This window comes from Halorubrum sp. T3 (assembly GCF_000296615.1).
GTDB classification, from domain to species: domain Archaea; phylum Halobacteriota; class Halobacteria; order Halobacteriales; family Haloferacaceae; genus Halorubrum; species Halorubrum ruber.
Window position 1 is genome coordinate 1,228,025 of sequence record NZ_JH815330.1, and the last position, 11,276, is coordinate 1,239,300.

11 protein-coding genes are annotated in these 11,276 nt (G+C 71.4%); 3 read left to right on the forward strand and 8 right to left on the reverse strand.

The features are described from left to right. Window positions 1-78: 78 nt before the first annotated feature. Window positions 79-591 (reverse strand): helix-turn-helix domain-containing protein, encoded by a 513-nt coding sequence (locus tag B378_RS0115315; RefSeq protein WP_017344644.1) that lies wholly within the window; start codon window positions 589-591, stop codon window positions 79-81. Window positions 592-702: 111 nt separating this feature from the next. Between B378_RS0115315 and B378_RS0115320 the strand changes: the two genes are divergently transcribed. Further along, on the forward strand, window positions 703-1,056 hold the full coding sequence (locus B378_RS0115320) for a hypothetical protein (RefSeq protein ID WP_017344645.1): 354 nt from the start codon (window positions 703-705) through the stop codon (window positions 1,054-1,056). 49 nt (window positions 1,057-1,105) lie between these two features. Here B378_RS0115320 and B378_RS0115325 read toward each other — a convergent pair whose 3' ends face one another. From B378_RS0115325 to B378_RS0115335, 3 genes are read right to left on the reverse strand one after another with little or no spacing between them, the layout of a single operon-like run. Further along, the gene (locus B378_RS0115325; protein ID WP_017344646.1) at window positions 1,106-1,969 is read right to left on the reverse strand and encodes a hypothetical protein; all 864 of its coding nucleotides are present in this window, start codon (window positions 1,967-1,969) and stop codon (window positions 1,106-1,108) included. Then, window positions 1,966-2,727 (reverse strand): ABC transporter ATP-binding protein, encoded by a 762-nt coding sequence (locus tag B378_RS0115330; protein WP_017344647.1) that lies wholly within the window; start codon window positions 2,725-2,727, stop codon window positions 1,966-1,968. The genes B378_RS0115325 and B378_RS0115330 overlap by 4 nt, the downstream gene beginning before the upstream one ends. Beyond that, window positions 2,724-4,778 (reverse strand): NosD domain-containing protein, encoded by a 2,055-nt coding sequence (locus tag B378_RS0115335; protein ID WP_017344648.1) that lies wholly within the window; start codon window positions 4,776-4,778, stop codon window positions 2,724-2,726. Before B378_RS0115335 ends, B378_RS0115330 begins: the two co-directional genes overlap by 4 nt. 104 nt (window positions 4,779-4,882) lie before the next feature. Here B378_RS0115335 and B378_RS0115340 point away from each other — a divergent pair, with 104 nt between their 5' ends. After that, on the forward strand, window positions 4,883-5,476 hold the full coding sequence (locus tag B378_RS0115340; protein ID WP_044965934.1) for a nitrous oxide reductase accessory protein NosL: 594 nt from the start codon (window positions 4,883-4,885) through the stop codon (window positions 5,474-5,476). A gap of 72 nt (window positions 5,477-5,548) precedes the next feature. On the opposite strand, the gene carB is transcribed toward B378_RS0115340, so the two are convergent. Further along, window positions 5,549-8,773, reverse strand: coding sequence for a carbamoyl-phosphate synthase large subunit (gene carB, locus B378_RS0115345; RefSeq protein WP_017344650.1), 3,225 nt, complete (start codon window positions 8,771-8,773; stop codon window positions 5,549-5,551). A gap of 200 nt (window positions 8,774-8,973) precedes the next feature. Between carB and B378_RS0115350 the strand changes: the two genes are divergently transcribed. Beyond that, on the forward strand, window positions 8,974-9,984 hold the full coding sequence (locus B378_RS0115350) for a hypothetical protein (protein ID WP_017344651.1): 1,011 nt from the start codon (window positions 8,974-8,976) through the stop codon (window positions 9,982-9,984). A 78-nt stretch (window positions 9,985-10,062) separates the two neighbouring features. Here the strand turns inward: B378_RS0115350 and B378_RS0115355 are convergent, their stop codons facing one another. From B378_RS0115355 to B378_RS0115365, 3 genes are all read right to left on the reverse strand, one after another. Continuing rightward, window positions 10,063-10,287, reverse strand: a complete 225-nt coding sequence (locus B378_RS0115355; protein WP_017344652.1) for a hypothetical protein — start codon at window positions 10,285-10,287, stop codon at window positions 10,063-10,065. 139 nt (window positions 10,288-10,426) lie between these two features. Further along, the gene (locus B378_RS0115360; RefSeq protein ID WP_017344653.1) at window positions 10,427-10,960 is read right to left on the reverse strand and encodes a DUF5815 family protein; all 534 of its coding nucleotides are present in this window, start codon (window positions 10,958-10,960) and stop codon (window positions 10,427-10,429) included. Window positions 10,961-11,035: 75 nt separating this feature from the next. Further along, window positions 11,036-11,269 (reverse strand): hypothetical protein, encoded by a 234-nt coding sequence (locus B378_RS0115365; RefSeq protein WP_017344654.1) that lies wholly within the window; start codon window positions 11,267-11,269, stop codon window positions 11,036-11,038. Window positions 11,270-11,276 lie beyond the last annotated feature (7 nt).

Genomic DNA, 11,276 nt, shown 5'->3' on the forward strand with positions numbered 1-11,276 from the left:
ACGGACGAGACCGACCCGGGGCGGGGCCAGCCCGTGAAGGAGCCGAGACGGTCCGCCCCCTGAACGGCGTCGACGCCGTCACTCCTCGGCGTCGAAGAGCGAGTCGACCGTGCGGACGAAGCGGTCGACGAGCCGGTCGGGCAGCGACGGCGACACCTCGTCGAGGAGCGCGGCCGTCCGCTCCGGACGGGCCAGCGAGACGGTCATCGGTCTGTCGGGCGACTTCTCGACGATCCCGTGGTCGGCGAGCGTCGAGACGTGCCACGACACCGTGCTCTTCGCGAGGCCGAGGTCGTCCGCGAGCGCCGCCGGGCGAGTCGGGCCGTCCGCGTGGAGGCGGACGACGATCTCGCGCGCCGTCTCGCGCCTGAGGAACGCGAGGGTCCGGCGGTCCCGCGCGTCGACGTCCGGATCGAAGTAGTGGGCGCGCCCGCCGATCCGCTCGACCGCCAGCTCGCCGTCGCGGACGAGTCGCCGGAGGTGGTACTGCGCCTGCCCGGTCGCGATGTCGAGGTCGCGGCCGATCCGGTTGAAGTGGACGCCGGGAGTCTCGCGGACGTGGCGTCGGATCCGGGATCTGGTGTCCGACATTCGTGGCTGTCCGTCCTACCCTCGCGCGGGATAAAAGGCGCCCGCGCGGTCTCCCCGTCTGGGAACGTCGCGGGGGAACGGCTTCTTATCGGTCGCGTCCCAAGGACCGCCGTGGCGCAGTCGCTCTCGGGGTCGGTACCGGCGCTCGCCGGGTGGTCCGTAGAGGGGTCGCTCCCCATCTTGGCGGTCGTGATCGCCGCCGGGCTCGGAACGACTCTCCTCTTCGCCGTCAGCCTCGCCGCGTACCGTCGGCGGCGGCGGGCGCAGTACCGGCTGATCGCCCTCGCGGTCGGCGCGCTCCTCGCCCGGTCGGTCGTGGGCGCCGGCACGGTCCTCGGCGTCGTGCCGATGCCGGTCCACCACCTCGTCGCGCACAGTCTGGACTTCCTGATCGCCGCGCTCGTCCTCTACGCCGTGTACGCCCACGCGCCCGGGGCCGTCGGCGACGACGCCGCCTCGGACTGAGTCGGGCGTCGCCTCGGACCGAGCGACCGCCACCGTCGCCGCGACGCGCCTATCGGTCGAGCCTCCCGCGGAGGCGCTCGACTGCGACGTCGACGCGCGGACCGAAGGCGACCGCCGCGACCGCCGCGACGACCCCGAGGACGCTCCAGCCGACGAGCGAGGCGGCCGCGAGACCGGTGTCCACGAAGCCGCCCTCCGGCGCGAAGGCGACCCCGATCACGTGTTCGAAGACGAGCCCCCTGAACGCCCCGTTGGGGGTGAACGCGATGGATTCCGCGACGCCCCCCGCCGGCGCCCCGGCCGACAGCGACCGGAGCACCGCGAGGTCGCCGCCGAGGACCCCGGCGAGCAGCGCGAGCACGCCGAGCGCGACCGCGCTCCGCCGGCTCGTCGCGATCGTGGACACCGCCGCCGACAGCGAGAGGTACGCCGCGCCGAACGGGACGACGAGCGCGACGAAGCGGACGAAGAGAACCGGCGAGTCGACGCCGGCGTGCGTCGCGAAGATTCCCGTGTCCGGGGCGGCGGTGAGCCAGACGTACGCGCCGACGAGCGCGAACGGTCCGCCGACGAGCACGACGAGCGCGACCGTCCGCGCCAGCAGCACGCCGAGGACGTACGCGGCCGCGCTCACGGGATAGGTCCGGATCACGGCGAGTTCGCCGCTCGCGGCGTCGGCGAACAGCGCGCGGTACCCCAGCACGACCGCGAGCAGCGGGACCAACACCTCGGTCGGTAAGAGCAGGTCGACGACCGCGGGCACGAACCCGGTCGCGCCGCCGCCGCCGACCGCGACGAGCCCGCCGAGGACGACGAGCAGCCCGAGCGCGAGGACGGCGTAGCCGGGAGTCCGCCGCACCGTGACCAGCTCGCGACGGAACACGAGCCAGACGCCGTCGAACGGGGTGCTCATCGGTCGGACACCCCCGCGACGTGGACCGCCTCGCCGCCGTTGTCTCCCCGTGCGATGGCGTCGGCGTCGCCGGCGACGGCGCGGTACAGTCCGTCCACATCGTCGACCTCGTGCTCGTCGAGGAGCCGTTCGCGGGGCCCCGCCGCGGCGATCCGTCCGCGGCGGAGGACCACGACGGCGTCCGCGTGCGCGTCGACGAGGTCGAGGTCGTGCGAGCTGACGACGACCGCTGCGTCGTCGCTCGCGCGGGCCGCGGCGCGGAAGGCCCGCTCGCGCATCTCCGGATCGAGCCCGCTGGTCGGCTCGTCGAGGACGACGACGGCCGGGTCGCCGAGCGTCGCCTGCGCGATCCCGAGCAGCCGCCGCATCCCGCCGGAGAGCGCCTCGACGCGCTTGTCGGCGGCGTCGGCGAGCCCGACCGCCGCCAGCGCCGCGTCCGGGTCCCCGTCGACGAGCGCCGCGTAGAACCCGAGCGTCTCGCGCGCGGTGAACCCGTCGCGGAACGGGACCCGCTGCGGGAGGTAGCCGACGCGCTTCTCGGAGCCGGAGCGCGGGCCGCCCTCGGGGTACCGGACGGCCCCGTCGGTGGGCTCGACCGCGCCCGCGAGCACCCCGAGGAGCGTGGACTTGCCAGAGCCGTTGGGGCCGACCACGGCGGTGACGCCCGCCTCGACCGACAGCGAGACGCCTTCGAGGACCGGGACGCCGCCGTAGGCCCGCGTGACGCCGTCGACCGCGGCGAGCGCGCGCTCGCTCATTCCGCCCCCTCCGCGGTCGCCGTCGGTCGTACCGAAGGCGTCACGCTCGCGTTTCCGGCGCCCCCGTGCGCGGACCGCCAGTCGCCCCGAACCGGCCCGTCGTCGGCGTTCGCCCCCGTAACCGCGTCGATCCGGTCGGGGTGGTACGGCTCTGCCGCGGGGACGGGGTCCATGATGCTCCCGGAGCGCGCGCCGGGGACGGTCCCGCGGAGCCGGTCGAGCAGCCGCGCCGCGGGCGACTCGCGGACCGCGACCGCGCTCGGATGCCGGTGGAGCGCGCCGTCGACGGGCGAGGTCGGTCGGTACGCCCGGTCGCCGGCCGCGCGCGGGCCGACGTTCGCGCCCTCCCAGTAGTTCCCGCGGTCCCCGTCGGCCCACACGCGCAGGGCGCCGGCCCCGGCGTCGGCGTGGTCGTCGTTCCCGACGAAGTCGTTCGCGACGACCCGGCTCGACGGCACGACGGTCGTCGCGCGCGCCCCGAGTTCGTTGTCGACGACGACGTTGTGTTCGTACAGCGACCCGCGGGCGCTCGTGGAGAAGCCGAGCTCGTTCCCGACCAGCGTGTTGTAGCCGATATAGGTCCGCGTGCCCGACGCCTGGATTCCAGCGCTGGAGTTGCGGACGTCGTTGCCGACGATCGCGTTCCCGGCCGGCCGCGTCATCACGGTGACGCCGGCGAACAGCTCGTTCCGGAAGGCGTTGTCCGCGACCAGCGCGTCGCCGGTGTACATGAGATGCGTCCCGTACCGGTTGTCGACGAACGTCGAGTTGCGGACGACGGAGCCGTCCGCGCGGTGGAGGTAGATCCCGTCCCGACCGCCCTCGAACCGGCTGTCGGTGACGGTGACGCGCGACTCCATCCCGGTGACGCCCATGAATCCGTCCTGCCACTCGTCGGTCCCGTCGACGAGGAGCCCGGTCGCGGTCGCGTGCGAGCCCTCCCGGAGCAGGAGGCCGCTCGCGTCCGTGTCGACGGCGACGTCGTCGACGACGAGCCCCGGCGCGCCGACCGCCTTGACCCCGGCGTCACCGTGGCCGTAGCCGAGCTGGATGTTCGTGTCCCACGTTCCGCCCTCCGGGTCGCGGGACTCGCGGGCTGCGTCCGGGTCGCGGGTGCGGTTCCCCGTGCCCGCGATTCGCATCCCCGTGAGCGCCACGTCGGGCGCGCGGACGGTGATCACCGACCCGGTCCCGTTGCCGACGACGCGGGTCGCGCCGGCGTCGCCCCGCTCGCCGCCGGCGCCCGCGCCGGCGATCGTCACGGACCGATTCACCGTCACGGTCTCCTCGTAGGTCCCGGGCGGCACGCGGACCGTCGTGTTCGGCGGCGCGGCCGCGACCGCGGCGTCGATGGTGGGGGCGTCCTCGCCGACGACGACGGAGACCGGTCGGTCCGCGCGCCGCTCCGCCGCCGCGAGCCGCTCGGTCGCCGTCCGCCAGCGCTCCGGCGCGAGCGACCGCACGGTCGCCGCGGAGTCGACGTCGAACGACCGGGTCCGGACCGCCTCCCAGCCGACGACCGACCCGCCGTGGTCGGCCGCGAACGCCGCCGCCGCCTCGCGGTCCCGGAAGGGAACGACGACCTCGCCGGAGGGGCCCTGGGCGTCGCTCCCGACGACGTACCGGGCGTCACCGACCGGCGTCCACCCGCCCGCGCCGGTCGCTGAGAACAGCCCGGACTCGGTCGTGCCCGGGTCCCTGTGGTCGAACGTCTCGACGTACGCGACGAGCGGGTAGCCGAACTGCCGCTCCGTCCGGCCGTCCCGCCGCGAGTCGACGAACGAGACGACCCCGTTGTAGCCGACGACGTACTGGAGCTGCGAGTAGAACACCTGGACCCGCGGGAGGGTCGCGTCCCCGGCCATCAGCGCGTCCGTCTCCGAGGAGAGCCCCAGCTGGACCGCGTCGTCGAACCGCACCGGATCGGGGACCGACTCGCTCGGGTCCGCGGCGAACGCGCCGGCGGTCGCGACCGCGGCGAGCGCGACGAGCGCGACGACCGCGAGGCGGAGGCGACGCGACCGGGCGGTAGCGGGGTCGAAAACTGCCACGCGAACGCTTCGATCGGCGGCGACTTAGGGCGTTTGGTTCGTTCCTCGAACGCGCCTTTGAACGCGTCCAGAGGGGCTAAGAGGCCAGTAATCCAAATCCGACTATGAAGAGAGACGACCCTTCGATGCCCGCGCGCCCTCGCACGGAGAGCGTCCCGCGGCGACGCCTGCTCGCCGGAATCGCCGCCGCCGGGATCGGTTCCGTCGCCGGCTGCGCCGGCGGCGGGTCGAACTCGATCGCCCCCGTCACCATCGCCGACGATCAGGCCTGCGACCAGTGCGGGATGATCGTCGCCGACCACCCCGGGACGGTCGGGCAGGTCCACTTCGAGGACGACGAGCCGGAGGGCGGTCGCCCGGCGCAGTTCTGTAGCGCGACCTGTACGTACACCTACCGGTTCGACGCCGAGGCCGAGGGACGGACGCCGCTGGCGACGTTCCTCACCGACTACTCGGCGGTCGAACAGGAGGTCTTCGAGCAGGGCGGCGACACGATGTTCTCCTCGCACGTCGAGAGCGAGGCGTTCGCCCGAGAGTCGGCCCTCACGGTCGTCGCGCGCAGCGAGGTGATCGGCGCGATGGGGCCGGACCTGATCCCGTTCAGCGACGACGGAGACGTCGACGAGTTCGTCGCGGAGTACGGCGGCGAGGCGATGCCCGCGACCGAGGTGGAGCGGTCGACGCTCGAAGCTTTATAAACAAGTTGGCGACCGGCGACGGGGGTATTTAAACAGACGGCTCGGTCCGACCGTCTTCGCGACGCGAGCGGACTACTCTGCGCCCCACTGCTCGACGCGCTTCGGGCGGTCGGACACCGCCATCACGTCGAGGTCGTCGCCCGCGTGGTCGAGGGCTTCGAGCGCCGCCTTCGCGGAGGCGTGCGTCGAGAAGTAGGTGATCTCCTCCTCGACGGCGACCTCCAGCAGGTCGCGCTGGCGCGAGACGATGAGGTCGAGCTCGCCGCGCCTCGCCGCCTCGATGAGGTCCGTCGCCTCGCTCAGCTCGAAGTGCTCGGCGTACCCGTCGACGAGCGCCTCGCCCGCCTCGGTGCCCGGGTCCGGGAACTCCTCGGCCGAGAGGTCGACGACGGCGGTGCCGGACTCCGGGATCGGCTTCCCGGTGGAGTCCTGCGCCTTGTCGTACGCCTTGCCGAAGGAGGTCGCGGTGCCCATCACCTCGCCGGTGGACTTCATCTCCGGGCCGAGCCGCGGGTCCGAGCCCGGCAGGCGGTCGAACGGCAGGACGACCTCCTTCACGGAGCGGTGTTCGGGGATCTGCTCGTCGGCGTCGAGGTCGGCGAGCGTCAGGTCGTCCGTCATCACCTTCGCCGCCAGCTTGGCGATGGGGACGCCCGTCGCCTTCGAGACGAACGGGACCGTCCGCGAGGAGCGCGGGTTCGCCTCCAACACGTACACTTCGCTCTCCGCCTCGCTCTCGACGCCAGTCACCGCGAGCTGGACGTTGAGCAGGCCGACCGTGTCGAGCGCGCGGGCGATGTCCTCGGTGACCTCGCGGACCCGGCCGAGCGTCTCGTCGCCGAGCGAGCGCGGCGGGATCATGCACGCGGAGTCGCCCGAGTGGACGCCCGCGCTCTCGACGTGCTCCATCACGCCGCCGAGCAGCACGTCCTCGCCGTCCGCGACGGCGTCGACGTCCAGCTCGACCGCGTCGTCGAGGAACTGGTCGACGAGGATGGGCTTGTCGGGCGAGACGCGGACCGCCTCCTCGATGTACTCCTCGAGCTCCGCGTCGTCCTCGACGACCCGCATCGCGCGGCCGCCCAGCACGTAGGAGGGACGCACGAGGACGGGGTAGCCGATCTCGTGGGCCAGCTCCAGCGCCTCGGCCTCGCTCGTCGCGGTGCCGCCCTCGGGCTGCGCGATTCCCATCTCGTCCATCAGGACGTTGAACCGGTCGCGGTCCTCGGCGAGGTCCATCGCCTCGACGCTCGTGCCCAGAATCTCGCAGTCCAGCCCGCGGCGCTCGATCTCCGCCTGGAGCGGTTCGCCCACGTTGACGGATGTCTGCCCGCCGAACTGGACCATCACGCCGTCGGCGCCGGTGGTCTCGATCACGTCGGCGACCTCCTCGGCGGAGATGGGCTCGAAGAAGAGTCCGTCTGAGGTGTCGTAGTCCGTCGACACCGTCTCGGGGTTGTTGTTGATCACGTGCGCGTCGATGCCGAGCTCGCGGAGCGCGCGCACCGCGTGGACCGCGCAGTAGTCGAACTCGACGCCCTGCCCGATGCGAATCGGGCCGCCGCCGACGACCACGACGCTCTCGACGTCGGGGTCGACGCGGACCTCGTTCGCCGCGCCGGCGGTGTCGGCGCCCCGGAGGAACTCCGGGAGGCGCGCGGAGTAGTAGTACGGCGTCGAGGCCTCGAACTCGCCCGCGCAGGTGTCGACCTGTTTATAAGTGCGGTCCGGAACCTCGCTCTCAACCTGCCCCACGTCGGCGTCGACGCCGCCGGCGGTCGCGGTCGCCGCGATCTCGGCGTCGGTGCGGCCGACCATCGCCGCCTCGGTGAAGTCGCCCTCGGCGGCCGCGGCGGTGCCGTCGGCGATCTTCTCGAAGCGCTCGACGTACCAGCGGTGGATGCCGGTGAGGTCGATCACGTCGTCGACGGCGTAGCCGCGGTCGAACGCCTCGAACATCGCGTACGGGCGGTCGGGGGTCGGGCGTTCGAGATACTCGGATTCGAGCTCCGCGTCGTCGACCTCGTCGAAGTCGACGGCGGGGTCGTACTCCGAGGAGCGAAGCGCCTTCACCATGCTCTCCTCGAACGTCCGGCCGATCGACATCGCCTCGCCGGTGGACTTCATCGCCGTGCCGAGCTCGAAGTCCACGTCGTCGAACTTGTCGATGGGCCAGCGCGGCACCTTCGTCACCACGTAGTCGATGGCGGGCTCGAAGGCCGCCGTCGTTTCGCCGGTGATCTCGTTGTCGATCTCGTGGAGCCGCTTGCCGAGCGCAACCTTCGCCGTGACGCGGGCGATCGGATACCCGGTCGCCTTCGAGGCGAGCGCCGAGGAGCGCGAGACGCGGGGGTTCACCTCGACGACGCGGTACTCCCCGCCGGGGGTGCCGTCGTCGTGCCACGCGAACTGGATGTTACAGCCGCCCTGAATGCCCAGGTCGCGGATCACTTCGAGCGCCGCGTCCCGCATCTCCTGATGGCCGTCGTCGGGGATCACCTGCGACGGCGTGACGACCGTCGACTCGCCGGTGTGGATCCCCATCGGGTCGATGTTCTCCATGTTACAGATGATGATACAGGAGTCGTCGGCGTCCCGCATCACCTCGTACTCCAGCTCGACCCAGCCCGCGATGGACTCCGTGATCAGCACCTCGCTGTTGCGCGAGAGGCGGAGCCCCTTGCGGACCCGCTCGACCAGCTCCTCGAACTCGTCGACGACGCCCGAGCCCGAGCCGCCGAGGGTGTACGTCGTCCGCGCGATGACGGGCAGGCCGCCCACCGCGTCGACCGCCTCCTGGACGCGCTCGCGGAACGCCGCCTCGTCGAAGTCGGTGACCGACTCGTCGTCGTCCAGAGAGATGGTCGTCGACTTCGGCACCGGCTGGCCGAGCCCCTCCATGCGCTGGCGGAAGAGGTCGCGGTCCTCGGTGGCGTAGATGGTGTCGAGGGGCGTCCCCATCACCTCGACGTCGTGCTCCTCCAAGATGCCCTCCTCGGCGAGCTCGGCGGTGACGTTGAGCCCGGTCTGTCCGCCGAGCCCCGCGATCACGCCGTCGGGCTCCTCGATGCGGATGACCTCCGCTATCGCCTCGGGCGTGATCGGCTCGATGTACACCCGGTCGGCCGTCTCCGGGTCGGTCATGATCGTCGCCGGGTTCGAGTTCACCAGGACGACGCGGGCGCCCTCCTCCTGGAGGGCGCGACACGCCTGCGCGCCGGAGTAGTCGAACTCGGCCGCCTGTCCGATCTGGATCGGTCCGCTGCCGATAAGGAGAATCGTCCGGTCCTCGCTCATTACGCGGACGGAATACGCTCATCGTAATAAGGCCGGCGGTAGAGTACGAATCTCGCAGCGAGTTTGCGATTTTCGCAAGACACGACGTGCCACGGTGGTCGGTACGACACCACATGATTTTCCCGCCGCCTCTCCGTATCGGTGAGCTGAGAGGCCCACCACAAGGGATTTACCGAGATGTCAGAAAATCGGGGACTGATATGCCCTGTTCCCGCCGCCGCGCCCTCCAACTGCTCGGCGTCGCCGGCGCGACCGCCGCGACGGCCGGCTGTCTCAGCCCCGGCGACCTCGACTCGTACGCGCTCATCGCCGACGAACTGGACCTATCGTCGATCGGACCCCCCTACCTGTGGCCCGACCCAACGGTCATCGACGCCACCACCCGCGTCGACTTCACGACCGAGGCCAAGACCGCGTCCCTCTCCGAGCTGTTCGAAACCGGGATGGTGACCGTCAGACAGTGGCCGCTCGTCGGTCGAGACCAGTGGGGAACCGAGACGCGACCGCGGCCGACGTTCCTCGAACGCGACGGGACCTTCTACGAGGTCCGGATCACCGACGAGCGCGTCCTCGAACGCGAGCGCTGGCACTTCGCGGTCGACCGGGTCGACGAGACGCCGCCCGACGGCGCGGCGGTCGCGGAACCGCCCTTCGACCTCTCCGAGCAGGACGAGCGCGTGCTCGACGCGGCGCTCGACGCCGTGTACGCGGGCAACGACGGCTTCCTCGGAGACCCGGAGTTCGACGAGCTCCAGACCGTCGAGTTCCACCACGGGCTCGACGCCGACGCCAGCGCGCTCGTCCCGTCGCCGCCGTTCGAGTTCGTGGAGTACAGCGACGAATTCTTCCGAGCCGTCACGGAGCGGCGGACCGTCGACGTTCCGGAGTGGACGTACGCAATCGACGAGATCGCCGCCTCGCCGGGCGGATTCACCGAGTACGCGCGAGACGCGATCGTCGAGCGCGACCTGAGCGAGGCCGGGCTCTCGGACGGCGCTCGCGGGGTGTTGGACGACGCGATCGCCGAGGACCCGCGCCGCTACGAGGAGGGCGCGCCGCCGTCGGCCAACCTCGACGAGGCCCTCGACGCGCTCGGCATCGCCGATGACCTCGAACCGATCGAGAGCTACGACGACCGCGTCGACTTCCGGAACGTCGTCGTCGAGTACCGAGACGGAGTCTATCGGTTCGACCTGATCGTCACGCCGTAGAAATCTCGCGGACCGTCGCCGGCCGACCGCACACCGCCCCCTCGACACGGACGGAGGCCTCCCGGACGCCGGCCGCCCTCAGGTTTCGATCCGGTACCGGTACGGCTGGCCCGAAATGACCTCGACCTCGCCGCGCTCGGCCCGCCGCCCCAACACGGTGGCGACTCGGTGCGGGCTGTCGATCTCCTCGCAGTCGTCACACTCCTCGACCAGGGCGAGGATCTCCCGCGCCGTCAGCGGCTCGTCGGCCTCGGCGAGCACGCCGCGGATCCGGTCGAACCGGTCGTATTCGCCGGCGCTCATACGTCTTACGTAGGGTCTCCGAACATATAGGGTTCAGTGAGACAGGAGTCGGACGGTTGTCTGACACGAGTTCTCTCGCGGTTGTTTTCGGCCGTTTGAGCCGTTTGCCGAGACGCGACGGGAACGAGTCGGGTTTCGCTCAGGCGTACGGGTCTTCGGCTTCGAGGTCGCGCTCCGACCGGTACTGCTCGACGAACTCGCTCACGTCGAACTCGACCATCTCCTGTTCGAACGCCGACAGCGCCTCATCGTCGTCGGCGTGGCTGACGGCGTGTTCCATCAGCTCGACGACGAGCTCGACGACGATCTCGTGGAGCCGGCGGGAGTCGAACTCGGTCACCCAGACCATCGCGTACCCCACGTCGGCGTTCTCGCTGGCGTCGTGGGAAACGACCGCCTCCGGGAACTCCTCTAACACGACGCCGAGCAGGTGCGGCGTGTCGAACTCCGGCATCTCCTCGCTGGTCGTGTCGATCGCCTCGCGGAGGACCTCGACGAGGAAGTCGGGGAGGAACCGCTCGGGCGGGTGGACGTCCATCACGACCGCGTGGGTCTCGCCGCAGGCGCACTCGTACTCGCGCATCCCGAGGTCCAGGTCGCCGGCGCCGATCGTCTCCCCGCAGGGTAGCTCCAGCGCGTTCTCGTCGCCGCCGGGGACGCGGGGCTGAGACATAGCTCCGCTTGGTCGCTGTCGAGGTTAAAAGGAGCGGAACGGGTCGGTGCGGGGGAGCGGGAACGGCGAGGTTCGCTACTCGAGATCCTCGTAGCCGCTTTCGTCGTCGTCGGCTTCGGGCGCGTTCTCGTCGTCTTCACCCTCGTCGCTCTCGCCGCCGTGCGTCTCCACTTCGGCCTCGACCTCGATCTCGATCCCGTTCGCCTCGTAGGTCGCTTCGACCACCTCGGCGTCCTCGCGTTCGATCTCCAGTTCGTCCCGGTCGACCTCCACCTCGACCTCCACGTCGACGGTCACGTCGTCGGACATACCGGTC

Bases quoted from the DNA above. Each gene is read 5' to 3' on its own strand.
- B378_RS0115360 (WP_017344653.1), bottom strand. From the start codon at position 10,960: ATGTCTCAGCCCCGCGTCCCCGGCGGCGACGAGAACGCGCTGGAGCTA.
- B378_RS0115355 (WP_017344652.1), bottom strand. From the start codon at position 10,287: ATGAGCGCCGGCGAATACGACCGGTTCGACCGGATCCGCGGCGTGCTC.
- B378_RS0115350 (WP_017344651.1), top strand. From the start codon at position 8,974: ATGCCCTGTTCCCGCCGCCGCGCCCTCCAACTGCTCGGCGTCGCCGGC.
- B378_RS0115365 (WP_017344654.1), bottom strand. From the start codon at position 11,269: ATGTCCGACGACGTGACCGTCGACGTGGAGGTCGAGGTGGAGGTCGAC.
- B378_RS0115330 (WP_017344647.1), bottom strand. From the start codon at position 2,727: ATGAGCGAGCGCGCGCTCGCCGCGGTCGACGGCGTCACGCGGGCCTAC.
- B378_RS0115340 (WP_044965934.1), top strand. From the start codon at position 4,883: ATGAAGAGAGACGACCCTTCGATGCCCGCGCGCCCTCGCACGGAGAGC.
- carB (WP_017344650.1), bottom strand. From the start codon at position 8,773: ATGAGCGAGGACCGGACGATTCTCCTTATCGGCAGCGGACCGATCCAG.
- B378_RS0115325 (WP_017344646.1), bottom strand. From the start codon at position 1,969: ATGAGCACCCCGTTCGACGGCGTCTGGCTCGTGTTCCGTCGCGAGCTG.
- B378_RS0115315 (WP_017344644.1), bottom strand. From the start codon at position 591: ATGTCGGACACCAGATCCCGGATCCGACGCCACGTCCGCGAGACTCCC.